The sequence below is a fragment of the Mycobacterium marseillense genome (genome assembly GCF_010731675.1).
Lineage (GTDB): Bacteria > Actinomycetota > Actinomycetes > Mycobacteriales > Mycobacteriaceae > Mycobacterium > Mycobacterium marseillense.
In genome coordinates this window covers 1,816,511-1,840,644 of sequence record NZ_AP022584.1, presented here as the reverse complement: position 1 = coordinate 1,840,644, position 24,134 = coordinate 1,816,511, and the positions used below count along the sequence as shown (strand labels likewise).

The 24,134-nt window shown below is 70.5% G+C and carries 23 protein-coding genes; 17 read left to right on the top strand and 6 right to left on the bottom strand.

Annotation, left to right across the window (positions count from 1 at the left end; genetic code table 11):
• The first annotated feature begins 2 nt into the window (after positions 1 to 2).
• From aspS to G6N26_RS07855, 3 genes are read left to right on the top strand one after another with little or no spacing between them, the layout of a single operon-like run.
• Positions 3 to 1,796 (top strand): aspartate--tRNA ligase, encoded by a 1,794-nt coding sequence (gene aspS / locus G6N26_RS07865; RefSeq protein WP_179960304.1) that lies wholly within the window; start codon positions 3 to 5, stop codon positions 1,794 to 1,796.
• Positions 1,793 to 2,224: a nitroreductase family deazaflavin-dependent oxidoreductase gene (locus G6N26_RS07860; protein ID WP_067168291.1), complete on the top strand. Its 432-nt coding sequence runs from the start codon at positions 1,793 to 1,795 to the stop codon at positions 2,222 to 2,224. The genes aspS and G6N26_RS07860 overlap by 4 nt, the downstream gene beginning before the upstream one ends.
• Positions 2,225 to 2,227: 3 nt before the next feature.
• Positions 2,228 to 3,277 carry an FUSC family protein gene (locus tag G6N26_RS07855; RefSeq protein ID WP_083020470.1) on the top strand — a complete coding sequence of 350 codons (1,050 nt, stop codon included), beginning with the start codon at positions 2,228 to 2,230 and terminating at the stop codon, positions 3,275 to 3,277.
• Between the two features lie 3 nt (positions 3,278 to 3,280).
• On the opposite strand, the gene G6N26_RS07850 is transcribed toward G6N26_RS07855, so the two are convergent.
• The gene (locus G6N26_RS07850) at positions 3,281 to 3,670 is read right to left on the bottom strand and encodes an MmcQ/YjbR family DNA-binding protein (RefSeq protein ID WP_067168289.1); all 390 of its coding nucleotides are present in this window, start codon (positions 3,668 to 3,670) and stop codon (positions 3,281 to 3,283) included.
• Between the two features lie 95 nt (positions 3,671 to 3,765).
• Here G6N26_RS07850 and G6N26_RS07845 point away from each other — a divergent pair, with 95 nt between their 5' ends.
• Genes G6N26_RS07845 through G6N26_RS07835 form a run of 3 tightly spaced genes read left to right on the top strand, consistent with a single transcriptional unit; the run spans position 3,766 to position 6,453 of the window.
• Complete coding sequence (locus G6N26_RS07845) at positions 3,766 to 4,719, top strand: transglutaminase family protein (RefSeq protein ID WP_179960303.1); 954 nt, start codon at positions 3,766 to 3,768, stop codon at positions 4,717 to 4,719.
• Positions 4,712 to 5,767 carry a zinc-binding metallopeptidase family protein gene (locus G6N26_RS07840; protein ID WP_067168288.1) on the top strand — a complete coding sequence of 352 codons (1,056 nt, stop codon included), beginning with the start codon at positions 4,712 to 4,714 and terminating at the stop codon, positions 5,765 to 5,767. The genes G6N26_RS07845 and G6N26_RS07840 overlap by 8 nt, the downstream gene beginning before the upstream one ends.
• Before the next feature lie 14 nt (positions 5,768 to 5,781).
• Positions 5,782 to 6,453, top strand: a complete 672-nt coding sequence (locus tag G6N26_RS07835) for a DUF6629 family protein (RefSeq protein WP_225323435.1) — start codon at positions 5,782 to 5,784, stop codon at positions 6,451 to 6,453.
• Here the strand turns inward: G6N26_RS07835 and G6N26_RS07830 are convergent.
• The gene (locus G6N26_RS07830; protein ID WP_372509331.1) at positions 6,450 to 9,092 is read right to left on the bottom strand and encodes a circularly permuted type 2 ATP-grasp protein; all 2,643 of its coding nucleotides are present in this window, start codon (positions 9,090 to 9,092) and stop codon (positions 6,450 to 6,452) included. The two genes, G6N26_RS07835 and G6N26_RS07830, sit on opposite strands and share 4 nt — an antisense overlap.
• A gap of 81 nt (positions 9,093 to 9,173) precedes the next feature.
• Positions 9,174 to 10,136, bottom strand: coding sequence for a hypothetical protein (locus G6N26_RS07825; protein ID WP_145013895.1), 963 nt, complete (start codon positions 10,134 to 10,136; stop codon positions 9,174 to 9,176).
• A 107-nt stretch (positions 10,137 to 10,243) separates the two neighbouring features.
• On the opposite strand from G6N26_RS07825, the gene G6N26_RS07820 reads away from it, so the two are divergent.
• Positions 10,244 to 11,608 carry a replication-associated recombination protein A gene (locus G6N26_RS07820; protein WP_083019507.1) on the top strand — a complete coding sequence of 455 codons (1,365 nt, stop codon included), beginning with the start codon at positions 10,244 to 10,246 and terminating at the stop codon, positions 11,606 to 11,608.
• 91 nt (positions 11,609 to 11,699) lie between these two features.
• Here the strand turns inward: G6N26_RS07820 and G6N26_RS07815 are convergent, their stop codons facing one another.
• Both G6N26_RS07815 and G6N26_RS07810 read right to left on the bottom strand, forming a co-directional pair.
• Positions 11,700 to 12,323, bottom strand: a complete 624-nt coding sequence (locus tag G6N26_RS07815) for a hypothetical protein (RefSeq protein ID WP_067168283.1) — start codon at positions 12,321 to 12,323, stop codon at positions 11,700 to 11,702.
• Between the two features lie 153 nt (positions 12,324 to 12,476).
• A complete protein-coding gene (locus G6N26_RS07810; protein ID WP_082991357.1) occupies positions 12,477 to 13,097 on the bottom strand; it encodes a putative quinol monooxygenase in 621 nt (206 codons plus the stop codon).
• A 164-nt stretch (positions 13,098 to 13,261) separates the two neighbouring features.
• On the opposite strand from G6N26_RS07810, the gene G6N26_RS07805 reads away from it, so the two are divergent.
• The 6 genes from G6N26_RS07805 (at position 13,262) to G6N26_RS07780 (ending at position 19,560) form a co-directional block, all read left to right on the top strand.
• Entirely contained in the window at positions 13,262 to 13,651 is a 390-nt protein-coding gene (locus G6N26_RS07805; RefSeq protein ID WP_008258256.1) for a secondary thiamine-phosphate synthase enzyme YjbQ, read from the top strand.
• A 131-nt stretch (positions 13,652 to 13,782) separates the two neighbouring features.
• Entirely contained in the window at positions 13,783 to 16,494 is a 2,712-nt protein-coding gene (gene alaS, locus G6N26_RS07800) for an alanine--tRNA ligase (RefSeq protein WP_083019509.1), read from the top strand.
• A complete protein-coding gene (gene ruvX / locus G6N26_RS07795) occupies positions 16,495 to 17,013 on the top strand; it encodes a Holliday junction resolvase RuvX (protein WP_067168280.1) in 519 nt (172 codons plus the stop codon). It abuts the gene before it with no gap.
• Positions 17,006 to 18,250: an endolytic transglycosylase MltG gene (mltG, locus tag G6N26_RS07790; RefSeq protein ID WP_083019511.1), complete on the top strand. Its 1,245-nt coding sequence runs from the start codon at positions 17,006 to 17,008 to the stop codon at positions 18,248 to 18,250. Before ruvX ends, mltG begins: the two co-directional genes overlap by 8 nt.
• A gap of 79 nt (positions 18,251 to 18,329) precedes the next feature.
• A complete protein-coding gene (locus G6N26_RS07785; protein ID WP_232067580.1) occupies positions 18,330 to 19,115 on the top strand; it encodes a shikimate dehydrogenase in 786 nt (261 codons plus the stop codon).
• Positions 19,116 to 19,125: 10 nt separating this feature from the next.
• Positions 19,126 to 19,560 (top strand): prepilin peptidase, encoded by a 435-nt coding sequence (locus tag G6N26_RS07780; RefSeq protein WP_067168277.1) that lies wholly within the window; start codon positions 19,126 to 19,128, stop codon positions 19,558 to 19,560.
• Between the two features lie 5 nt (positions 19,561 to 19,565).
• Here the strand turns inward: G6N26_RS07780 and G6N26_RS07775 are convergent, their stop codons facing one another.
• Positions 19,566 to 20,639 carry an LLM class flavin-dependent oxidoreductase gene (locus tag G6N26_RS07775; RefSeq protein WP_067168276.1) on the bottom strand — a complete coding sequence of 358 codons (1,074 nt, stop codon included), beginning with the start codon at positions 20,637 to 20,639 and terminating at the stop codon, positions 19,566 to 19,568.
• A 162-nt stretch (positions 20,640 to 20,801) separates the two neighbouring features.
• On the opposite strand from G6N26_RS07775, the gene aroC reads away from it, so the two are divergent.
• The 4 genes from aroC to aroQ are packed head-to-tail and all read left to right on the top strand — an operon-like array spanning position 20,802 to position 24,112.
• Entirely contained in the window at positions 20,802 to 22,007 is a 1,206-nt protein-coding gene (gene aroC, locus G6N26_RS07765) for a chorismate synthase (protein ID WP_067168300.1), read from the top strand.
• Positions 22,007 to 22,531 carry a shikimate kinase gene (locus G6N26_RS07760; protein WP_067168275.1) on the top strand — a complete coding sequence of 175 codons (525 nt, stop codon included), beginning with the start codon at positions 22,007 to 22,009 and terminating at the stop codon, positions 22,529 to 22,531. The genes aroC and G6N26_RS07760 overlap by 1 nt, the downstream gene beginning before the upstream one ends.
• Positions 22,532 to 22,580: 49 nt before the next feature.
• Positions 22,581 to 23,675: a 3-dehydroquinate synthase gene (gene aroB / locus G6N26_RS07755; RefSeq protein WP_083019515.1), complete on the top strand. Its 1,095-nt coding sequence runs from the start codon at positions 22,581 to 22,583 to the stop codon at positions 23,673 to 23,675.
• Positions 23,672 to 24,112 carry a type II 3-dehydroquinate dehydratase gene (gene aroQ / locus G6N26_RS07750; protein WP_083019516.1) on the top strand — a complete coding sequence of 147 codons (441 nt, stop codon included), beginning with the start codon at positions 23,672 to 23,674 and terminating at the stop codon, positions 24,110 to 24,112. Before aroB ends, aroQ begins: the two co-directional genes overlap by 4 nt.
• Positions 24,113 to 24,134 lie beyond the last annotated feature (22 nt).

Here is a 24,134-nt window from a genome sequence, read left to right as displayed (position 1 = left end):
ACGTGAAGGGGAGTGTTTTTGTGCTGCGCAGCCACGCCGCCGGGTCGCTGAGGAGCAGCGACGCCGGGCAGCAGGTGACGCTAGCGGGCTGGGTGGCCCGCCGCCGCGACCACGGTGGCGTCATCTTCATCGACCTGCGCGACGCCTCCGGGATCACCCAGGTGGTGTTCCGCGCCGAAGACGTGCTGGCCCAGGCGCACCGGCTGCGTGCCGAGTTCTGCGTTGCGGTCTCTGGTGTGGTCGAGATCCGCCCGGAGGGCAACGCCAACCCCGAGATCGCCACCGGCGAGATCGAGGTCAACGCCACCGCGTTGACCGTGCTGGGGGAGAGCGCGCCGCTGCCGTTCCAGTTCGACGAGCCCGCCGGCGAGGAAACCCGGCTGAAGTACCGCTACCTCGACCTGCGCCGCGACGCGCCCGCCGCGGCAATTCGGTTGCGCTCCAAGGTGAATGCCGCCGCTCGCGGCGTGCTGGCCGAGCACGACTTCGTCGAGATCGAGACGCCGACGATGACACGTTCGACCCCCGAAGGCGCCCGCGACTTTCTGGTGCCGGCCCGGCTGCAGCCGGGGTCGTTCTACGCGTTGCCGCAGAGCCCGCAGCTGTTCAAGCAGCTGCTGATGGTGGCCGGGATGGAGCGTTACTACCAGATCGCCCGTTGCTACCGGGACGAGGATTTCCGCGCCGACCGCCAGCCGGAGTTCACCCAGCTCGACATGGAGATGAGCTTCGTGGACGCGGAGGACATCCTCGCCATCTCCGAGGAGATCCTGTCGGCGCTGTGGGCGCTGATCGGGTACGAGATCCCGCGGCCCATCCCGCGGATCAGCTACGCCGAGGCGATGCAGCGGTTCGGCTCCGACAAGCCCGACATGCGATTCGGGCTCGAGCTCGTGGACTGCACGGAGTTCTTCTCCGACACCACATTTCGTGTCTTCCAGGCGCCGTACGTCGGCGCGGTGGTGATGCCGGGCGGGGCCTCGCAGCCCCGGCGCACGCTGGACGGCTGGCAGGACTGGGCCAAGCAGCGCGGCCACCGCGGCCTGGCCTATGTGCTGATCGCCGACGACGGCACGCTCGGCGGCCCCGTCGCCAAGAACCTGTCCGACGCCGAGCGCTCTGGCCTGGCCGCGCATGTCGGGGCCAAGCCGGGGGACTGCGTCTTCTTCTCGGCCGGCCCGCCGAAGCCGTCGCGGGCCCTGCTGGGGGCGGCGCGCGGTGAGATCGCCCACCGGCTGGGCATGATCGATCCCGATGCCTGGGCGTTCGTCTGGGTGGTGGACCCGCCGCTGTTCGAGCCCGCCGACGACGCGACCGCCGCCGGGGATGTGGCCGTCGGCTCCGGGGCGTGGACCGCCGTGCACCACGCGTTCACCTCGCCCAAACCCGGCCACGAGGACGCCATCGAGACCGATACCGGCACCGTGCTCGCCGACGCCTACGACATCGTCTGCAACGGCAACGAGATCGGCGGCGGCTCGATCCGTATCCACCGCCGCGACATCCAGGAGCGGGTGTTCGCCGTGATGGGGCTGGACCACGCCGAGGCCGAGGAGAAGTTCGGATTCCTGTTGGAGGCGTTCACCTTTGGCGCGCCCCCGCACGGCGGGATCGCCTTCGGCTGGGACCGGATCAACGCCCTGCTGTCCGGCGTGGACTCCATCCGCGAGGTGATCGCGTTCCCGAAGACCGGCGGCGGCGTCGACCCGCTCACCGACGCGCCGGCGCCGATCACCGCCCAGCAGCGCAAGGAATCCGGAATAGATGCCAAACCAGAGAAGGTTGACCGGGCATGACCGACTTCCATGACACCGCAACCATCAAGGCGTTCAACAAGAACGTCGTCGAGGAATTCCGGGCCAACGGCGGCAAGGTCGCGGGGCCCTTCGCAGATGCCGAGTTGCTGCTTCTGACCTCAACCGGTGCCAAGTCGGGCCAGCCCCGGGTGTCTCCGCTGGCCTATTTCCGCATCGATGACAAGTTGATCGTCATCGGCTCCTTCCACGGCGCTGCCTTCGATCCGGCCTGGGTGCACAATTTGCGGGCCGAGCCGCGGGCACGCATCGAGGTCGGGACCGACGCGTTCGATGTGACGGCGCGCGAACTGCCCGCCGCAGAGCGCGAGGACCTCGTCCCGAAGCTGACCGCGCTGGCACCGGTGTTCGGCGAGTCCCAGGCCAAGGTGAGCAGGGTGATTCCGCTGTTCGAGTTAATCCGGACCTAGCCGGTGGGCGCTTCGCGGCCGGCGGTGCCCTCGAGGGTGGCCGCCGCCGCGCGCGCCGGCGCCAAGCGGTTGCGCGCGGTGTGGTTCAACCTCGCGCAGACGTCGGCGGCCGCGGGGCTGTCCTGGTACCTGACGCACGACATCCTCGGTCACCCGCAGCCGTTCTTCGCGCCGATCGCCGCCGCGGTGTCGTTGTCGACCAGCAACGTGCTCCGCGCGCAACGCGCCATCCAGATGATGATCGGGGTGACCCTCGGCATCGGGCTGGGCTCGGCGGTGCAGGTCCTGCTCGGGCCCGGCGCGGTACCCATCGCCGTCGCCGCGCTGATCGCGCTGGGAGCCGCGGTGTTCATCGGGGGCGGCTTCATCGGGCACGGGATGATGTTCGCGAACCAGACCATCGTCTCGGCGATCCTGGTGCTCGCCCTCTACCACGGCGGCGTCGGGCTGGAACGCATCTTCGACGCGCTGATCGGCGGCGCGGTGGCCATCGTCTTCGCCGTGCTGCTGTTTCCCGCCGACCCGCTGACGCTGCTGCGCGCCGCGCGCGTCGGCGTGCTGGCGGTGCTGCACGACGTCTTGTCGCGGGCCGCCGACGTCGCCGCCGGGCGCCAGGCCGCCCCGCCCGACTGGCCGCTGACGGCCGTCGACCGGGTGCACGAACAGCTCAGCGGCCTGCTCGAGGCGCGCACCACCGCCCGCCACGTCGTCACCATCGCCCCGCGCCGCTGGGGCCTGCGCGACGCCGTGTACGCCGCCGATCACCAGGCCGTGCACGTGGCCCTGCTGGCCGGCTCGGTGCTGCAGCTGGCCCGCGCGGTCGGGCCCGAGCGGCCTGCCCCGCCCGCGCACACGGTGCTGGTCGTGCTGGCCGCCGCGACCGCACTCGCCGACCGCGACGCCGCGGGCGCTTGCGCATACACCGCGTCGGCCCGCCATCACGCGTCGCAGTTGCCGTCGGGTGCCGGCGACAAAACCCAGGTGATCCTCGCCGACGCCGTCGGCGCGTGCATCGACGATCTGCAGCGGGTCATCGACCTTCGGCCCGTGTGAGTCTCACCGGGACTCGGCCAGGAACTCCTGCACCAACTTCCGCGGCGCCTGCGTCAGCCACGCCTCGGTGATGAGCTCCTGCAGGTCGCGCACCGAGATCTCGGCCAGGTTGACCAGCACGGCGGGGTAGCCGTCGAAATGCGGGGTGGTGAAGTAGGTTTGCGGCTCGTCGTCGATCAGCGCGAACTTGACGCCCTCGTCGGACACCCGCACACCGAGGATGTCACCCCGCGGGGGTTCCGGGCCGTTGCGCTCGAGGGCCTCGCGCTCCGAGGGCCGCAGCGGCCGCTCCCAGGCCAGCAATTTCTTGCCGACCCGCCAGTCGTGCGGTGACGGCTCGGAAGTGAGGGCCAGCTCGCCGACGATGCGGGCGACCTCGTCCCACGTGGCCACGACTCGATTGTGCTCCCGTTTCCACGCGGCTGCCGTCGTATCGGCAAACCGCCGCCGACCCGGCTTGGGGGGCGCGCAACGGCCCGGTGTGTGATGTGATCAGCCTTGTGTCTGAAGCTGACCCCGGGGCCGCCCGCCGGCATCGAGTCACCCACCGCACCGAATACCGCTACTCCGACGTCGTGACCAGCTCGTACGGCCGCGGTTTCCTGACCCCGCGCGACTCACTGCGGCAGCGCCGCGTCGCCCATCAGCTGAACATCGAACCGGCCCCCGCCGACAGCTCCACCAGCACGGAAAGCTACGGGAACGTCAGCTCCTACTTCCACGTCACCGAGCCGCACAGCGTCCTGAAGGTGGTCAGCGATTCCGTCGTCGACGTCTATCCGCCGCCCCCGGGCCTGTACGGCGGCGGGGCGGCGCTGCAGCCGTGGGAGGACGCCCGGCCGGCCGGGCGCGTCGGGGCGCTGGCCGCCGAGTTCAGCCTGGACCTGAACCCGCCGGAGATCACCGAGGAGGTCCGCGAGTACGCGGCGCCCAGCTTCGCGCCCGGACGCCCGCTGATCGAGGTGCTGCGCGACCTGGCGTCGCGGATTTTCACCGACTTCACGTACCGGTCGGGATCGACGACGATTTCCACCGGGGTCAAGGAGGTTCTGGCGGCCCGCGAGGGGGTATGTCAAGACTTTGCCAGGCTGGCGATCGCCTGCCTGCGGGCCAACGGTTTGGCGGCCAGTTACGTGTCGGGCTACCTGGCCACCGACCCGCCGCCCGGAAAGGATCGGATGATCGGGATCGACGCCACGCATGCCTGGGCCGCGGTCTGGACTCCGCAGGACCCCGGCCAATTCGAGTGGCTGGGGCTCGATCCCACCAACGATCAGATGGTCGACGAGCGCTACATCGTGGTGGGCCGCGGCCGCGACTACGCGGACGTCCCGCCGCTGCGCGGCATCATCTACACCGACTCGGAGCACAGCGTGATCGACGTCGCCGTCGACGTGGTGCCTTACTCGGAGCCCGTCGAAGGCGACTTCTCGCATGCGTGACTTCACCTGCCCCAACTGTGGCCAGCGCCTGACGTTCGAAAACTCGACCTGCCTGAATTGCGGCAGCGCGCTGGGGTTTTCGCTCGAGCAGATGGCGTTGCTGGTGATCTCCGACGACGAGGCCACCGAGCACGCCGGCTTCGTGCCGGCCAGCCGGTATCAGCTCTGCGCCAATCTGCAGCTGGCCGAATGCAATTGGCTGGTTCCGGTCAACACCCCGCGGTTGCTGTGTCCGTCGTGTGCGCTGACGACCGAGCGTCCCAACGATGCCGACACCGTCGGGCTGGCCGAGTTCGCCCGCGCCGAGGCGGCCAAACGACGCCTGATCGCCGAGTTGCACGAGCTCAAGCTGCCGATCGTCGGGCGGGACAAGGATCCCGACTACGGGTTGGCCTTCCGGCTGCTGTCCAGCGCGCACGAAAACGTGATGACCGGGCACGAGAACGGGGTCATCACCATCGATTTGGCCGAGGGTGACGACGTGCACCGCGAGCAGCTGCGGATCGAGATGGACGAGCCCTACCGGACCCTGCTGGGCCACTTCCGTCACGAGATCGGCCATTACTACTTCTACCGGCTGGTCGCCCCGTACGGCGACCACCTGCAGCGGTTCACCGAGCTTTTCGGCGACCCCGACGCGGACTACTCCGAGGCGCTCGACCGCCACTACAGCGAGGGCGCGCCCGAGGGCTGGCAGGACGATTTCGTGTCGTCCTACGCCACCATGCATGCGAGCGAGGACTGGGCCGAGACGTTCGCCCACTACCTGCACATCCGGGACGCGCTGGACACCTCGGCGTGGTGTGGGCTGGCGGCGGCGTCGGCCACCTTCGACCGGCCGGCGCTGGGGCCCAGCGCATTTCAGACGATCATCGACATGTGGCTGCCGTTGTCGTGGTCACTGAACATGGTGAACCGGTCGATGGGGCACGACGACCTGTACCCGTTCGTGCTGCCGGCCGCGGTGCTGGAGAAGATGAAATTCATCCACACCGTCGTCGACGAGGCAACGTCGGAGTCCCGGGGCCCCGCATCCGTGGCGGGTTGACGATGTGCTTTTCGATGACGGCGGATCTGGTGGTGGGCGCCGCGCTCGTGCCGGTCGCCGTGGCAACGCTGCGCGAGGTGAAGCACTGGCGCGAACTGCCTTTCGCCTTGCTGCCGACGGTGTTCTCGGCCCACCAGTTCATCGAGGCGGCCGTGTGGCCCAACCACGTTGTCCCCCCGGCGATGGCCCATCTGGCGATGCTCGCCTACGTCTTCATCGCGCTGCCGCTGCTGCCTGCGCTGGTGCCGTGGGCGATCCTGATGCTGGAACCGCGCGGCGCCCGGCTCCGGGTCGCGCCTTTCGCGGTGCTGGGCACCGTGGTGTCGGTCTATCTGGCCGTCGCCGTGCTTACCGAGCCGGTCAGCGTGACGAGGGGACCCCACGCACTGCAGTATCAGACCGCCGTGCAGGACGGCTACGTGTGGGCGGTGCTCTACGTCATCGCCGTCATCGGGCCCGCGGTGTTGTCGGGCTATCGCTCGATCGTGGTGTTCGGGATAGCGAACCTGGTGGGGCTGATCGTGGTCGCTGTCCTCTACACGCAGGCGTTCGCGTCCCTGTGGTGCATCTACGCCGCGACGCTGTCGGTCCTGGCGCTGGTGCACATGGTGCGGCGCCGGCGGCTGCCCGATCCACACCGCTACCACGGCGTCGCCACGGATCGGGTGACATCGTCGACCGGTTAGGCGGGCATCACGCGGCGCACGTCAGGACCCCACAGTGGTTGCATCCCACCGGGCAGGGCCAGCTGCGTGGTGGTGATGACCTCGGCCAGGTTGCGCAGTTCGGCGTGGACGGCACCGAGGAGGCCGGCCAGGTCGGCGCGCCGCCCGTCGTCGCTGACCCGTTCCAGCTCCGCGGGGTGGGAGCGGCGTAGCAGGGTGCCGATCTCGTCCACCAGTCGTTCCGGGCGCGACGACCCCGACGAGCCGGGCAGGTCCCGAAGATCGGTACGCAGCCGGTCCAATTGGTACAGGAGCGATCGCGGGTTCTGCGCGTCGAACAGCGTCAGCTCGACCATGGCGGCGACGCTGATCTTGCCCGCGGTGCGGCGCCGGTAGATGACCGAGGACTCGCACGCCACCAGAGTGGACTCGATGACGGTCTGTTCGGCGGCGGCGCCGCGCACCACGGTCAGCGTCGCCTGCAGCAACGCGGTCAGCCACAGGCCGCGTTCGATCCGCTTGCCGATGTCCATCATCGTCCAGCCCACGTCGCGCACCATCGACTCGGCGGCCACCCCCGACAGGGTCAGCATCCCGGCCAGCGTCTGGGCCTGCGCGCGGGTCAGCGCGGCGTCGGCCTCGGCGAGCGAGTCCGGCGGCTCGCTGTCGAGGGCCAGCGCGCGCTCTACCGCGGCCAGCACCATCCAGGTGTCGTTGGACATCTGGTCGCGCACCGCGCGGGCCGCCAGGGCCAGGCCTTCGACCGACTGCACCAGGGAGCCGGGGCGGTGCGGGTCGACGGTGAGCGACCACAGCGTCGAGGGGGCGACGGCGATCATTTCGGCGTGATCGCCGTCGCCGTCGGCCGCGGTGTCGGTTCCGGTGATGCGGCCCAGCGCGGCCATCAGCACCGGCACGCACTCGCTTTCCTCGCTGTGCTGGTGGTGCCGGTATACGTGGAACCTGTCGCGGGCGACGATGAGCAACCGCGCCATGCTTTCGGCGCGCTCGCCGTAGCGGCCGATCCAGAACAGGTCGGACAGTACGCGCGGGGAACTGACGGCCCAGGTGCCCGCGGCCGTCTTCGCCGGCGGTTCCACGCTCGGCGGGCTGATCGCCTCGGCCCGCACCCGCTCGGTGGGGCGCACCCAGACATCCTTGGCCGCAACGGTTTTCAACGTGTAGGCGGCGTCCCCGGGTGCCAGCACGTAGCCGATGCCGCCGATCATCGGCGCGTAACCGCCTCGCTGGGCGACGGTGAACAACCGGATGCCGACGCCCGCCGAGGACAACCCACCGCCGTGGTCGGTCGGCGCGGACGAGAACTGCGGCAGCTCCTGGCCGACCCACTGCCACGGCATCGCCTCGATCTGGGCCGCCAATTGCGCCAGCTGCGGAGACGAAAGTGCGGGTCCGACAAGGGTTTTCTCACCGACCGTCGACCGCAACAGCAACGATGGCAGGTTCGCCAGCAAGTGCGAACGCTCGGTGGCGATGCCGCCCCAATAGGCCGGCGGGCTGGGCAGCAGCAGGGTCTCCGAGAGCAGGTTTTCGGCCATCGCGGGCAGGAAACGTTGCAGCCCAGGGTTTTCCAGAATCCCGCTGCCCAGCGTGTTGACCACCGTCACCGTGCCGCGGTGTTGCGCTTCCACCAGACCGGCCACCCCGAGCCGGGAATCCGCGCGCAGATCCAGCGGATCCGTGTAATCCGCGTCGACCCGGCGCAGCACCACGTCGACGCGTTTGAGGGTGCCCAGTGAGCGCATCCACACCATGCCGTCGCGCACCACCAGGTCCGCGCTCTCGACCATGGGGAAGCCCAGCAGGGTCGCCAGATAGGCCTGATCGAAAGCGGTTTCGGAGTAGATGCCCGGCGACAGGACCACCACCACCGGGTCCTGGGCATCGTCGGGGGCCGCGTCGATCAGCGCCAGCCGCAGGGCCTGGGCGAACGGGGTGGTCGGCCGCGGCGCGATCCGCTCGTACAGGTCGGGCACCGCGTGCGCGACGACGCGCCGGTCGGCCAGCGCGTAGCCGGCGCCCGAGGGCGCCTGGGTCCGGTCGCCGTTGACGACGAAGGCGCCGTCGGGACGCCGGCTGACGTCACAGGCGTGCAGGAAAAGCTGATGGCGCCCGGGGATCTCGATGCCGTTGGCGGCACGCACGTAGCCGGGGTGGGCGAACAGCAGCTCGGGCGGTAGGACGCCGTCGGTGAGCAGGGTGCGCGCCCCGTACAGGTCGGCGAGCACGGCGTCGAGCACCCGGGACCGCTGCAGCAGCCCCGCCTCGAGCGCCTCCCAGTCCGCCGCCGACAGCACCAGCGGCAGGGTGTCCAGTTGCCAGGGCCTCGGCTCCTGGCCGCGGCCGCCGGGCACGACGTCGGTGTAGGTGATGCCGTCGTTGTCGATCAGGCCGTGCACCACCGAGCGCAGCCGGTCCAGCCCGGCGCGGCCGCGCTCCGCGATCGCGTCGGCCACCTCCGCCCACGCCGGGCGCACGTTGCCGTCGGGGTCGACGAACTCGTCGTAGCCGCTCGCCGGGCCGCGGCGCAGATCGAAGAGCGCTTCCTGGGCGCGGGCGGCGCGATAACCGGCGAGCAATCGGTCTGCGTCGTAGGGCCCGCCGGCGCCGCCCGGGGCCGCGCTGGTGCCGAATGTCATGTCCGCAAACGCCATTACTGCTGCACGGTACGCACGCGGCACATGCCGCGGATGCCCGGCGCGCCGAATTCGCGCCGAGTCCTACGCCGGTGATGGCCCCGGCGGTGGGCCGGGCTGGTAACCGGGCTGCGGCGGCGGGACAACCTGCCCGCCGGAGAGCTTGCGATAGGAGTAGGTCAGGACGAGCGCGCCGAGGGGAGCCGTCACCAGCGCTCCGAGGCCGCACGTCACCAGGGCCACGAATGTCGCCGCCAGCACCACCAGCCACACCAACAGGGCGTTGGTGAAGTTCGAGCCGACGAGCGAAACGCTGGAGTTGAGGCCCTTGAGCGCCGACTCTGAACGGTCGACCACGAACAGGATGGTGAACTGCAGGAAGAGGCTCACGACGAGGCCCGGAACGAAGCAGAGGGACAGGCCGATCGACGTGAGAATGCCGACGATCAACGCGGCGACATACGCCATCGCGAAGTTGCGCGGCTTGAAGAACGAGCCGATGGTCACCGGACGCCCGTCGGCCAGATCCAGGCAGCCGGACAAAAAGGCGGAGTGGGCGAACGCGGAGACGAGGTACGCGGCCAGGTAGCCGAGGATGAGCAGCGCCATCCCGCCGCCGTTGAGGTTCGCCGTGAAGGTGAAGAAGTCGTCGTCGGAGCCGGTCGTCGTCGTGCCGACGCTCTGGCTCAGGCCGATCAGCGTCGAGGCGACGCCGAGCAGCACCACGTATAGCAGGGCCGAAATGATCAGCGCCACCGCGTTTTTGGTGAACGTATTCCAGGCCCAGCCGAACGCGTCACCGATGCTGAACGCGGGCGCGGGCGGGCCGCCGTAGCCGGGCGGGGGACCGTAGCCGGGTGGCGGGGCGCCGTACCCCGGAGGCGGACCGTAACCCGGGGGAGGCGCGCCATAACCCGGGGGCGGGCCGTAACCCGGGGGCGGCGGGGGAGGCGCGCCGTAATCGGGCGGCGGGGGGTAGCCGGGAGGATTCTGGCTCCCGTCCTGAGGCTCTGCCGGGGTACCGGGATGTTCGGGGGGCTGGCTCATGTCCGTCCTTGGGAACGCGCGCTGAACGTGGCAAACCGCAACCTAACAAAGATGCGGCCGGGGCGCGCGGATTGCCGGGGCCGCCGCGGACGTCCGTCCCTCGTGGTATGCCTGAAGCCGTGTCCGACGGTCTGTTTGACCTGCCCGGCGCGCCGCAGCCAGACGATCACAGCTTGGGCGTGTCGAGCGGCTCGCCGCTGGCCGTCCGCATGCGCCCGGCGTCGCTGGACGAGGTAGTCGGCCAGGACCACCTGCTGGCGCCAGGGTCACCCCTGCGCCGCCTGGTCGAGGGCTCCGGTGTGGCGTCGGCCATCCTGTACGGGCCGCCCGGCAGCGGCAAGACCACGCTGGCCGCGCTGATCTCACAGGCGACCGGACGCCGCTTCGAGGCACTCTCGGCGTTGTCGGCGGGCGTGAAAGACGTTCGGGCGGTGATAGAAAAGGCCCGAACCGCCCTCCTGCACGGCGAACAGACGGTGTTGTTCATCGACGAGGTGCACCGGTTCTCCAAGACCCAGCAGGACGCGCTGCTGTCGGCCGTGGAGAACCGGGTGGTGCTGCTGGTGGCGGCGACCACGGAGAACCCGTCGTTCTCGGTGGTGGCGCCGCTGCTGTCCCGTTCGCTGATCCTGCAGCTGCGGCCGCTGAGCGCCGAGGACATCCGCATCGTCGTGCAGCGCGCGATCGACGACCCGCGCGGCCTGGGTGGTCAGGTCGCGGTCGCGCCCGACGCGATCGACCTGCTGGTGCGCTTGGCCGCCGGTGACGCCCGGCGCGCGCTGACGGCGCTGGAGGTCGCCTCTGAAACCGTGCGGGCGGCGCCATCCGACGGCGAGCTGACGGTCACCGCGATCGAGCAGTCCCTCGATGAGGCCGCTGTGCGCTACGACCGCGACGGCGACCAGCACTACGACGTCATCAGCGCCTTCATCAAGTCGGTGCGCGGCTCGGACGTCGACGCCGCGCTGCACTACCTGGCCCGCATGCTCGTCGCCGGGGAGGATCCGCGGTTCGTCGCGCGCCGGCTGATGATCCTGGCCAGCGAGGACATCGGCATGGCCGACCCGACCGCGCTGCAGGTTGCGGTCGCGGCCGCGCAGACCGTGGCGTTGATCGGCATGCCCGAGGCGCAACTCACCTTGGCGCACTGCACGATTCACCTGGCGACCGCGCCGAAATCGAACGCGGTCACCACGGCGCTGGGCGCGGCGATGGCCGACATCAGGGCCGGCAAGGCCGGCCTCGTGCCGCCCCATCTGCGCGACGGCCACTATTCGGGTGCGGAGGCGCTGGGCAACGCGCAGGGCTACAAGTACTCCCACGACGAGCCGGATGGTGTTGCGGCGCAACAATATCCGCCCGACGATCTGGTGGGCGTCGACTATTACCGCCCCACCGGTCGGGGCTTCGAGCGCGACATGGCGGGCCGGCTCGAGCGGCTGCGCGCGATCATCCGCCGGAAGCGGCGTTAGCCGCCCTGGTGTGCGGCTGGCCGCACACCCGCCGCCGCCGGCGCGGCTGCCCGCACACTCGGGGTGCCGGGGCGGGCGCGGTGTCCGGGGCTCAGACCAGCTCGGGCACCCGCAGGTGGGCGATCGCCAGCTCGAACTCGGCGACGTCGATCACCTCGGCCCCCAGCTCGCGCACCCGTCGGCTGCGCAGCTCGGTGGCCCGGTCGCGGTTGCGGGCCATCGCGTCCATCGAGTCGAACGTCGAACAGGTCACCGCGCGGCGGCAGGCCGGGTGGTCGACCAGCAGGCTGGCGCTGCAGAACCCGTCGAGGTTCTCCATCTCGGGCAGCACCGCCATCCGGTAGAAGTCCAGGGACCGGCTCAGCTGGTCCGGCACCACCTTGAGCCAGGTGGCGCGCACGCAGGCGCCCTGGCGGGACGGGTGATCGCGGTGCAACAGGGCGATGTCCCATTCCTCCATCCGGGCGCTGCCGTCGAACATCAGCGCGGCCCGGTCACGGATAGGCGCGACCCGCGCGGCGCTGCCGCGCATCGCGTCGATGGTCTCCCACGAACTGGTGGCGATGCAGGTGCCGGACTGCCGGTCAACCAACAGCGACAGCCCCAACCACCCGTCGATCTCCTTGAGGGCGGGCATGACGACATCGCGAACGTGCGCAATTCCGATGTCGACCGACAGGGGTTGCGCCTGGATGGTGGTGGAGCGTGCGTACACGGTCGCCCCCTTCTATGTCGGGGCAGCGCCCCGGCGGCGCCACCGGTCCCACCAGTTACCTTCCTCCTGCCGGTAACTCGCCGCAATGCTTTCCGGGGCGCCGATCGATGACCGGCCGAATGCCTGGTTCGGCCGGTCCACCGCCCATCTCGATCAGACCAGCTCGGGCACCCGGAGGTGCGCCAGCGCCAACTCGAACTCGGATTCATCGAGTTCCTCGGCGCGCGCCTCCTGCATCGACGAGTTCTTCAGCGCGGTTGCCTGCTCCCTGTTCCGCTCCATCGCGTCGATGCTGTCGAACGTCGCCGAGGACACGCCCCGCCCGGAGGCGCGGTCGATGAGAAGGCTCGCACTGCAGAAGCCGTCGAGGCCCTCGAGTTGGGGCAGGACGGACGACTTGTAGTACTCGATGCCTTGGTCCATGGTGTCCGGCGGCACGTTGACCCACGTCGCCCGCACGCCCGCACCCTCGGGCGCGCGGTGGTCGCGATGCAACACCGCGATCTCCCACTGCTCGACGTCCGACGTTCCCCCGAACATGTCCGCCGCCCGATCGCGGATTCCTGTCACGGCTTCACCGCTGGCGCGCATGGACTCGTCGCTTTCCCAGGCGCTGGTGGCGATGCACCGGCCCGAGCGACGGTCGACCAAGAGGGACACCCCGATGCAGCCCGGCATACCTTGCAGAGCGGGCATGACCTCATCGCGAACATGCGCAATTCCGGCGTCGATGGACGAGGGTTGCGCCTGAATTGTGGTAGAGCGTGCGTACACGATCCACCCCCTTTTTGTTCGGGGCAGCGCCCCGGTGGCGCCACCGGTCATGAACTACCTTCCTCCCGCCCGATGCCCGTCGCAATGCCCAACTGTGGCCGCGCTCACAAAGGATTGGCTGGTCGCGACGCCCGCGCCGTAGGCTGGTTCGGATGCATACCGATGTGTTGGACGTGGACACCTCACGCCGCCGCATCGTCGATCTCACCGAGGCGGTGCGCGGGTTCTGCTGGTCGCGCGGGGACGGGCTGTGCAACGTGTTCATCCCGCACGCCACGGCCGGAGTGGCCATCATCGAGACGGGCGCCGGCTCCGACGACGACCTGGTCGACACGCTGGAACGGCTGCTGCCGCGCGACGACCGCTACCGGCACGCGCACGGCTCGGAGGGCCACGGCGCCGACCACGTGATGCCCGCGCTCGTCGCGCCGTCGGTGACGGTTCCGGTCTCCGGCGGGGAGCCGATGCTGGGCACCTGGCAAAGCATCGTCCTGGTCGACCTGAACCGCGACAACCCGCAACGCTCGGTCCGGCTGAGCTTTCTGGAGGGCTAGCGGCCCGGTAGCCGGCGCCGCGGAGCAGGTACTGTGAGCGGTCGAAATGCGTCGTTAGACGGGCTTCCCATACCCCGGCGAATAGGCTGGGAACAAGACGTCGAAGTAACAGAAAGAAGCGGACTGAAAAAGTGCAGACACACGAGATCAGGAAACGGTTTCTTGATCATTTCGTGAAGGCGGGCCACACCGAGGTGCCGAGCGCATCGGTGATCCTCGACGACCCCAACCTGCTGTTCGTCAACGCGGGCATGGTCCAGTTCGTGCCCTTCTTCCTGGGCGCGCGCACACCGGAGTACTCGACCGCCACCAGCATCCAGAAGTGCATCCGCACCCCCGACATCGACGAGGTCGGGATCACCACCCGGCACAACACGTTCTTCCAGATGGCCGGCAATTTCTCGTTCGGCGACTACTTCAAGCGCCGCGCCATCGAACTGGCCTGGACCCTGCTGACCAACAGCGTCGAGCAGGGCGGCTACGGCCTGGATCCCGAACGGATCTGGGCGACGGTCTATTTCGACGACGACGAGGCCGTGCAGCTGTGGCGCGACATCGCCGGACTGCCCGAAGAGCGCATCCAGCGCCGCGGCATGGCCGACAACTACTGGTCGATGGGCATCCCCGGGCCCTGCGGCCCGTCCTCGGAGATCTATTACGACCGGGGACCCGAATTCGGGGTCGAGGGCGGCCCGATCGCCAACGAGGACCGCTACATCGAGATCTGGAACCTCGTGTTCATGCAGAACGAGCGTGGCGAGGGCACCGGCAAGGAAGACTTCGAGATCCTCGGGCCGTTGCCGCGCAAGAACATCGACACCGGCATGGGCGTGGAGCGGGTCGCCTTCATCCTGCAGGGCGTGCACAACGTCTACGAAACCGACCTGCTGCGCCCGGTCATCGATACCGTGGCCGCACGGGCCCCGCGCGGATACGACGTGGGCAACCACGACGACGACGTGCGCTACCGGGTCATCGCCGACCACAGCCGCACCGCGGCCATCCTGATCGGCGACGGCGTCACGCCCGGCAACGACGGTCGCGGCTATGTGCTGCGCCGGCTGTTGCGCCGGGTGATCCGCTCGGCCAAGCTGCTCGACATCGAGGGCCCCATCGTCGGCGACCTGATGGCCACCGTGCGCGACGCGATGGGGCGAGCGTATCCCGAACTCGTCGCCGACTTCGACCGGATCAGGCGCATCGCCGTCGCCGAGGAGACCGCGTTCAACCGCACGCTGGCGGCCGGATCGAAACTGTTCGACGAGGTCGCCGGCAGCACCAAAGCCACGGGTGCAAAGGCGATTTCGGGTTCGGACGCCTTCACCCTGCACGACACCTACGGGTTCCCCATCGAGCTCACGCTGGAGATGGCGTCCGAGGCGGGCCTGAAGGTCGACGAGGTCGGCTTCCGGGAGCTGATGGCCGAGCAGCGCCGCCGCGCCAAGGCCGACGCCGCCGCCCGCAAGCACGCGCACGCGGACCTCAGCGCGTACCGCGAGCTGGTCGACGCCGGCCCCACCGAGTTCACCGGCTTCGACGAATTGACGTCCGAGGCAAGAATTTTGGGCATCTTCGTCGACGGCAAACGGGTGCCGGTGGTCACCCACGGCACCGACGGGGTCGACCGCGTCGAACTCGTGTTGGACCGCACGCCGCTCTACGCCGAGGCCGGCGGCCAGATCGCCGACGAGGGCACCATCAGCGGGACGGGCGCCAGCAGAAGCGCCCGCGCCGCGGTCACCGACGTGCAGAAGATCGCGAAAACCCTGTGGGTGCACCGGGTCAACGTCGAGTCCGGGGAATTCGTGGAGGGCGACACCGTCATCGCGGCGGTCGACCCGCAATGGCGCCGCGGCGCCACCCAGGGCCACTCGGGAACCCACATGGTGCACGCGGCGCTGCGACAAGTGCTGGGCCCCAACGCCGTTCAGGCCGGGTCGCTGAACCGGCCGGGGTATCTGCGCTTCGACTTCAACTGGCAGGGCGCCCTGTCCGACGAGCAGCGCACCCAGATCGAAGAGGTGACCAACCAGGCCGTGCAGGCCGACTTCGAGGTGCACACGTTCACCGAGCAGCTCGAGAAGGCCAAGGCGATGGGGGCGATCGCGATGTTCGGCGAACGCTATCCCGACGAGGTGCGGGTGGTGGAGATCGGCGGGCCCTTCTCGCTGGAGCTGTGTGGTGGAACCCACGTGCACAACTCCGCGCAGATCGGGCCGGTGACGATCCTGGGCGAATCCTCGGTCGGCTCCGGGGTGCGCCGGGTGGAGGCCTACGTCGGGCTGGAGTCCTTCCGGCACCTGGCCAAGGAACGCGCGCTGATGGCCGGGCTGGCGTCGTCGCTCAAGGTGCCCTCCGAGGAGGTGCCCGCCCGGGTGGCCAACCTGGTGGAGCGGCTCAAGGCGGCGGAGAAGGAACTCGAGCGCGCCCGGCTGGCCGGCGCGAAGGCCGCCGCCACCGACGCCGCGGCCCGCGCGGAGCGCATCGGTAACGTCCGGGTGGTGGCGCAACGCATGTCCGGCGGGATGACGGCGGGCGATTTGCGCTCCCTGGTCGGCGACATCCGCGGCAAGCTGGGCAGCGACCCCGCGGTGGTCGCGCTGATCACGGACAACTCAGCCGGCGAGGGCGGAAGCGTGCCGTATGCGGTCGCGGCCAACCCGGCCGCCCAGGATCTCGGGCTCCGCGCCAACGACCTGGTCAAACAGCTGGCCGCTGCGGTCGACGGCCGCGGCGGCGGCAAGGCGGACCTGGCGCAGGGCTCCGGCAAGGACCCGGCCGGCATCGATGCGGCCCTCGACGCGATCCGCTCCGAGATCACCGCGATAGCGCGGGTCGGTTGAGTGGTGTCCGCACCGCACCGCGCCCCCGACCGGCCCGGCGATCCTGACCAGGACCCCGGCCGGGGCCGGCGGCTCGGCGTCGACGTGGGCAGCGTGCGCATCGGCGTGGCCTGCAGCGACCCCGACGCCATCCTGGCCACCCCGGTGGAGACCGTGCGCCGCGAGCGCTCCGGCAAGCACTTGCGCCGGCTGGCGGCGCTGGCCGCCGAACTCGAGGCGGTCGAGGTCGTCGTCGGGTTGCCGCGCACGCTGGCCGACCGCACCGGCCCCTCGGCGATCGACGCGATCGAGCTGGCCGAAGCCCTGGCCGCCCGCATCGCGCCCACGCCCGTGCGGCTAGCCGACGAGCGGCTGACCACGGTGAGCGCGCAGCGATCGCTGCGCGCGGCCGGCGTGCGGGCCAAACAGCAGCGTGCCGTGATCGATCAGGCGGCGGCCGTCGCCATCCTGCAGAGTTGGCTGGATCAACGCCGCGCGACCCTGACCGGGCCGGTGGCGGGGGAGCGCACCGATGGTTGAGAGCGCACGGCGTGAACGAGCCGAACCCGAGACCGTGGGTCCGACCCGGCGCCGGTCGAGCCGCACCGCCCGCAATCAGGCCGAGCGGGGCCGCCGGCGGCGGCGCACCGTCCTGCGCACCGCGCTGGCGCTGGTGGCCGTGATCGTGGTGGCGGGTGTTTTCGCGGGCGGCAAGCTGTGGCATGCCGTGTTCGGGCCTGGTGACGACTACACCGGAAACGGCAAGCGCGACATCGTGATTCAGATCAAGGATGGCGACTCGACCACCATGGTCGGGGAGACGCTGCAGAACGAGCAGGTGATCAAGACCGTCCGCGCCTTCGTCAACGCCGCGCACGGCAACAGCAAGATCTCCTCGATCCAGCCGGGCTTCTACCGCATGCGCACCGAGATCCCGGCCGCCAACGCCGTCGCGCGGCTGGCCGACCCCAACAGCCGGGTGGGCCGGCTGGTCATCCCGGAGGGCCGTCAGCTCGACGACACCACCGACATGAAGACCAACGTGGTCAACCCCGGCATCTTCACGCTGATCTCGCGGGCCACCTGTGTGGATTTCGATGGGAACAAGCGGTGCGTCTCGGTGCAGGACCTGCGCGCGGCCGCCACCAACAGTTCTCCCTTGGCGTTGGCGGTGCCGCCGTGGGCGACCGAACCCGTCGGTGAGCTCGGCAAGGACCACCGCCGCATCGAAGGCCTGATCGCGCCGGGGACCTTCAACGTCGACCCGTCCGCGCCACCCGAGACCATCCTGTCGAACCTGATCAGCGCCGGGGCGGTGGAGTACCTGAAGTCCGGCCTGGTCGACACCGCCCAGGCCATGGGCCTGTCGCCCTACGACATCCTGGTGGTGGCGTCGCTGGTCCAGCAGGAGGCCAAATCCCAGGACTTCGCGAAGGTCGCCAGGGTCATCTACAACCGGCTGCACGCGCACCACACGCTGGAGTTCGACTCGACGGTCAACTACCCGCTGGACCGCCGCGAGGTCGCCACCACCGACGGCGATCGCGCCCAGAAGACGCCGTGGAACACCTACGTGTCGCAGGGCCTGCCCGCCACGGCGATCTGTTCGCCCGGCGTCGACGCGCTGACCGCCGCCGAGCACCCCGAGCCCGGCGACTGGTTGTACTTCGTCACCATCGACGGCCAGGGGACCACGCTGTTCACCAAGGACTATCAGCAGCATCTGGCCAACATCGAGCTGGCTAAGCACAACGGTGTCCTCGATTCCGCCCGCTGACGGCGATCGCAAGCGCGGCGAAGCCGGGCGCAGCGGGTCGCCGTCCGGCCAAGCTGAGCGCGCGCCCCGAAAGGCGGCGGTGCTCGGCAAGCCCATCGCCCACTCCAAATCCCCGCAGCTGCACCTGGCCGCCTACCGCGCGCTGGGGCTGACCGGCTGGACCTACGAGCGCATCGAATGCGACGCCGACCAGCTGCCCGGCGTCGTCGGCGGGCTCGGCCCCGACTGGGTCGGGGTGTCGGTGACCATGCCGGGCAAGTTCGCCGCCCTGGAGTTCGCCGACGAGCGCACCGAACGTGCCGAGCGGGTGGGGTCGGCCAACACCCTGGTGCGCACCCCGACGGGCTGGCGGGCCGACAACACCGACATCGACGGGGTCGCGGGGGCGCTCGGACCGACGGCTTCGGGATGGGCGCTGGTCTGTGGATCGGGCGGCACCGCGCCGGCGGCCGTCGCCGGCCTGGCGCAACTGGGCGTCGCCGGCGTCACCGTGGTGGCCCGCAACCCCGATAAGGCGGCCCGGCTGGTGGAGCTGGGCAACGCGATGGGTGTCGCGACGCGGTTCTGCGAGCTCGACGGCGGCGGACTGGCCGACGAGGTGGCCGCCGCCGACGTGCTGGTCAGCACCATTCCGGCGGACGTGGCCGCCCGCTACGCCGGCGCCTTGTCCGGCATCGATGTGTTGCTCGACGCCGTCTACGATCCGTGGCCGACGCCGCTGGCCGCCGCGGTGAGCGCCGCGGGCGGCCGGGTGATCAGCGGCGTGCAGATGCTGCTGCATCAGGCCTTCGCGCAGGTCGAACAGTTCACCGGCCTGCCCGCGCCCCGCGAGGCCATGACTTGCGCGCTGGAGGCGTCGGATTAGCCTGCCGCGCATGCGGATTGCGGCGGGGTGTCTGGTGCTGGCCTGGCTGGCGGCGTTGAGCTGCTACGACCTCCGGGAACGACGCCTGCCCAACGCGCTGACGCTGACCGGGGCCGCGGCGATCCTGGCGGTGGCCACCCTGGCCGGGCGCGGGTGGCCGGCGCTGGCCGGCGCCGCGGCGCTGACCGCCCTCTATCTGTTGGTCCACCTGGTGGCGCCGGGTGGGATGGGGGCCGGCGACGTCAAGCTGGCCCTGGGCGTGGGCGCGCTGACCGGCTGCTGCGGTGCCGGCGTGTGGTTCCTCGCGGCATTCGGCGCGCCGCTGTTGACCGTGCTGATCGGGGTGATCGCCCGGCTGCGCGGCGCCGCCCACGGCAGCACGGTGCCGCATGGCCCGTCGATGTGCCTGGCCAGCGCGGCGGGGATAGGCCTGTCGCTGCTCTGACGCCCTCAGTTTCCGACGACGGCGGGGCGCAGCAGCGGCAGCAGCTGGTCGCCGAGCCTGACCGTCTCCGACTTGTACGGGGTGTCCGACAACACGAAATGGCTGACCCCGAGGTCGGCGTATTTGCGCAGCGCGGCGGCGACTTCGGCCGCCGACCCGACCAGCCACGTGGTCCCGGCGCCTTCCCCGCCGTATTTGCTCGGCGTCGTGTACAGACAGGAATCGAGCACCTCGCCGCGCGCGGCGAGGTCGGACAACCGCCGCTGGCCCGCGGATCCCGTCGGGTCGTGCAGCAGCTGCATGGTGGGCGTGCCGGCCAGCGTCGCGACCTTGGCCTCGGCGTCGCGCCAGGCCTGCTCCGACGTATCGCGCACCAGCGTGGTGACCCGAAGGCCGAATTCCAGCGGCGCGTGCTCGCGACCGAGCTTGTCGGACAACGACTTCAACCTGTCGACGCGTTCGGCGATCCCGTCCAGCGGCTCGCCCCAGAACAGCTGGACGTCGGCGTCGGTCGCGGCGACCTGCTCGGCGGCCGCCGATGCTCCCCCGAAGTACAGCGTCGGGTACCGGCCGTCGGCCGCGCCGAGCGGGCGCGGCCGCAGGCTCGAGTGTTCGACGGTGTAGAACTCGCCGCGGTGGGTGACGTCGTCCTCGCGCCACAACCGGCGGACCAACCGGATGAACTCCCGCGTGCGGTCATACCGGCGCGACTTGTCGACCTCCGTGTCGCCGTAGGCGGCCGGATCGTCGGCGCCGCTGACGATGTTGACCAGCAGCCGGCCGCCGTTGAGCCGGTCGAGGGTGGCCGCCGCGCTGGCGAAATGCGCGGGATGCCAGTACCCGGGACGGACCGCCACCAGCGGCGCGAAGCGATCGGTGCGCGCGGCGATCGCGGTCGCGACCGTGAACGTGTCCGGACGTCCCCACCCGGTGCCGATCAGCGCGCCGTCCCAGCCGTGTTGCTCGGCGCGCAGCGCCAGGTCGACGGAATAGTCCAGGCTTCCCCAGCCGTCGACGGTGTCGTCGCCGCGATGGCCCGGCTCGACGGTATTCGGTATGTACCAGAGAAATTGACCCACCAGACAAGATGCTGGCACACGACCGCGGCGCCGCCGCCGCCTTCCGGACGAATCGCGTGGTCACCCCAGGAATCAGCGCGGATGAAAGTCCCCGCCCTTGCCTCCCACGGCCGCAGGCTGCGCGAATCGGCTTTCGGAAGCCGCCATGGGAAGATGGGACGCGTGTTGCGTTGGATCACCGCCGGGGAGTCGCATGGCCGTGCGCTGGTGGCCGTGCTCGAAGGCATGGTCGCCGGCGTGGAGGTCACCTCCCTCGACATTTCGGAACAATTGGCCCGCCGCAGGCTCGGTTACGGTCGCGGGGCCCGCATGGCGTTCGAGCGGGACGCGGTGAGCGTGCTGTCCGGGGTCCGCCACGGTGTCACCTTGGGCGGGCCCATCGCCGTCGAGATCGGCAACACCGAGTGGCCGAAGTGGGAGACGGTGATGGCCGCCGACCCGGTCGACCCCGGCGAGCTGGCGGACAGCGCGCGCAACGCCCCGCTGACCCGGCCGCGGCCCGGCCACGCCGACTACGCGGGCATGCTCAAGTACGGGTTCGACGACGCCCGGCCGGTCCTGGAACGGGCCAGCGCGCGGGAGACCGCGGCCCGCGTCGCCGCGGCGACCGTCGCCCGGTCGTTCCTGCGCCAAGCGCTGGGCGTCGAGGTGCTCTCGCACGTGATCGCGATCGGCCCGTCGGCGCCGTACGACGGCCCGCCGCCGGGCCCCGGAGACCTGGCCGCGATCGACGCCAGCCCGGTCCGCGCGTACGACGAGGCGGCGGAAAAGGCGATGATCGCCGAGATCGAAGCGGCCAAGAAGGACGGCGACACCCTCGGCGGTGTGGTCGAGGTGGTGGCCCCGGGCCTGCCCGTCGGGCTGGGCTCGTTCACCAGCGGCGACAACCGGCTCGACAGCCAGCTCGCGGCGGCGGTCATGGGCATCCAGGCGATCAAGGGCGTCGAGATCGGCGACGGCTTCGAGACGGCGCGGCGCCGCGGCAGCCGCGCCCATGACGAGATGTACCCCGGCCCCGACGGCGTGGTCCGCTCGACCAACCGCGCCGGTGGGCTCGAAGGCGGCATGACCAACGGCCAGCCGCTGCGCGTGCGCGCGGCGATGAAGCCGATTTCCACCGTGCCGCGGGCGCTGGCCACCGTCGACATGGCGACCGGCGACGAAGCCGTCGCGATCCACCAGCGCTCCGACGTGTGCGCGGTGCCGGCCGCCGGCGTGGTGGTCGAGGCCATGGTCGCGCTGGTGCTGGCCCGCGCGGCGCTGCAGAAATTCGGCGGCGATTCGCTGGCCGAAACCCGCCGCAACGTCGAGGCCTACCGGCGGGCGGTCGCGGAGCGGGAGTCGCCGGCCGCCCGGGGCACCGCGTGATGGCGCCCAAAGCGGTCCTCATCGGGTTGCCGGGGTCGGGCAAGTCCACCATCGGGCGCCGGCTGGCCAAGGCGCTCGATGTCGACTTCGTCGACACCGACGCGGCGATCGAGCAGCGGACCGGCCGCCGCATCGACGAGATCTTCGCCACCGACGGCGAGCGAGAATTCCGGCGCATCGAGGAAGAGGTGGTGCGCTCGGCGCTGGCCGACCACGACGGCGTGCTTTCCCTGGGCGGCGGCGCCGTCACCAGCCCCGGGGTGCGCGAGGCGCTGGCCGGTCACACCGTCGTCTACCTGGAGATCAGCGCCACCGAAGGCGTCCGGCGCACGGGCGGCAACACGGTGCGCCCGCTGCTGGCCGGGCCCGACCGCGCCGACAAGTACCGCGCGTTGATGGCCGAACGTAGTCCGCTGTATCGGCGGGCGGCGACCATCCGCGTCGACACCAACCGGCGCAACCCGGGCGCGGTGGTCCGCTACATCGTCTCGCGGTTGCAGGCCCCGGCGGGGGCGGCCAGATGACCGCGCCGGCGACGATGCGGGGCGAAGCGACGGGGAGGAGCGGCGCCAGATGACCCCGCAGAATGACCCGGTCACCATCGAGGTTGCCGTCGACCCGCCGTACCCGGTGATCATCGGCACCGGCCTGCTGACGGAGCTCGAGGAGCTCCTGTGCGACCGGCACAAGGTGGCCATCGTGCACCAACCGGTCCTGGCGGAGACCGCCGAGCTGATCCGAAGCCGGTTGGCGGACAAGGGTGTTGACGCGCACCGCATCGAAATCCCGGACGCCGAGGACGGCAAGGACCTGCCGGTCGTGGGATTCCTGTGGGAAGTGTTGGGCCGCATCGGGATTGGGCGCAAGGACGCGTTGGTCAGCCTCGGCGGCGGCGCGGCCACCGACGTCGCCGGCTTCGCGGCGGCCACCTGGCTACGCGGCGTGGATATCGTGCACGTGCCCACGACGCTGCTGGGCATGGTCGACGCGGCCGTCGGCGGCAAGACCGGCATCAACACCGACGCGGGGAAGAACCTGGTCGGGTCGTTCCACCAGCCCCGCGCGGTCCTCGTCGACCTCGCGACGCTGCACACGTTGCCGCCCAACGAACTTGTCGCCGGGATGGCCGAAATCGTCAAGGCGGGCTTCATCGCCGACCCGGTGATCCTCGACCTCATCGAGGCCGACCCGAAGGCCGCCGTGGACCCGTCCGGTGCGGTGCTCGCGGAGCTGATCCGCCGCGCGATCGCGGTCAAGGCGAAGGTCGTCGCCGCCGACGAGAAGGAATCGGAGCTGCGCGAAATCCTCAACTACGGGCACACATTGGGGCATGCGATCGAGCGCCGTGAGCGCTACGAGTGGCGTCACGGCGCGGCGGTGTCGGTGGGCCTGGTCTTCGCCGCCGAACTGGCCCGCCTCGCCGGGCGTCTCGACGACGCCACCGCGCAGCGCCACCGCACCATCTTGTCCGCGCTCGGCCTGCCCGTCAGCTACGACGCCGAGGCGTTGCCGCAGTTGCTGGAATACATGGCGGGAGACAAGAAGTCGCGCGCCGGTGTGCTGCGGTTCGTGGTCCTCGACGGGCTGGCCAAGCCGGGCCGGTTGGCCGGCCCCGACCCGTCGCTGTTGGCGGCGGCATACGCCGGACTCGCGGAGGCGCAGGCATGAGCACGACGGCGAACGGCACCGTGCAGGTGATCAACGGGCCCAACCTGGGCCGGCTCGGCCGGCGCGAGCCCGACGTGTACGGCGACACGACGCACGAGCAGCTGGCGGAGCTGATCGAGCGGGAAGCCGCCGCGCTCGGCCTCAAAGCCGTTGTGCGACAAAGCGACAGCGAGGCGCAGCTACTGGACTGGATCCACGCGGCGGCCGACGCGAAAGAGCCGGTGATCCTCAACGCCGGCGGGCTCACCCACACCTCGGTGGCGCTGCGCGACGCGTGCGCCGAATTGAGCGCGCCGCTGATCGAGGTGCACATCTCGAATGTGCATGCGCGCGAAGAGTTCCGGCGGCATTCCTACCTGAGCCCGGTCGCGACCGGGGTGATCGTGGGACTGGGCGTGCAGGGCTATCTGTTCGCCCTGCGTTATCTGGCCGGCTGATTGGCCACCGCGCCCAACGTTG

What these genes read in the sequence shown, in the direction of transcription:
- G6N26_RS07860 (WP_067168291.1), top strand. Translation starts at nt 1,793, where the DNA reads ATGACCGACTTCCATGACACCGCAACCATCAAGGCGTTCAACAAGAAC.
- G6N26_RS07840 (WP_067168288.1), top strand. Translation starts at nt 4,712, where the DNA reads ATGCGTGACTTCACCTGCCCCAACTGTGGCCAGCGCCTGACGTTCGAA.
- G6N26_RS07835 (WP_225323435.1), top strand. Translation starts at nt 5,782, where the DNA reads ATGACGGCGGATCTGGTGGTGGGCGCCGCGCTCGTGCCGGTCGCCGTG.
- G6N26_RS07830 (WP_372509331.1), bottom strand. Translation starts at nt 9,092, where the DNA reads ATGACATTCGGCACCAGCGCGGCCCCGGGCGGCGCCGGCGGGCCCTAC.
- G6N26_RS07825 (WP_145013895.1), bottom strand. Translation starts at nt 10,136, where the DNA reads ATGAGCCAGCCCCCCGAACATCCCGGTACCCCGGCAGAGCCTCAGGAC.
- G6N26_RS07820 (WP_083019507.1), top strand. Translation starts at nt 10,244, where the DNA reads ATGCCTGAAGCCGTGTCCGACGGTCTGTTTGACCTGCCCGGCGCGCCG.
- mltG (WP_083019511.1), top strand. Translation starts at nt 17,006, where the DNA reads ATGGTTGAGAGCGCACGGCGTGAACGAGCCGAACCCGAGACCGTGGGT.
- G6N26_RS07780 (WP_067168277.1), top strand. Translation starts at nt 19,126, where the DNA reads ATGCGGATTGCGGCGGGGTGTCTGGTGCTGGCCTGGCTGGCGGCGTTG.
- G6N26_RS07760 (WP_067168275.1), top strand. Translation starts at nt 22,007, where the DNA reads ATGGCGCCCAAAGCGGTCCTCATCGGGTTGCCGGGGTCGGGCAAGTCC.
- aroB (WP_083019515.1), top strand. Translation starts at nt 22,581, where the DNA reads ATGACCCCGCAGAATGACCCGGTCACCATCGAGGTTGCCGTCGACCCG.
- aroQ (WP_083019516.1), top strand. Translation starts at nt 23,672, where the DNA reads ATGAGCACGACGGCGAACGGCACCGTGCAGGTGATCAACGGGCCCAAC.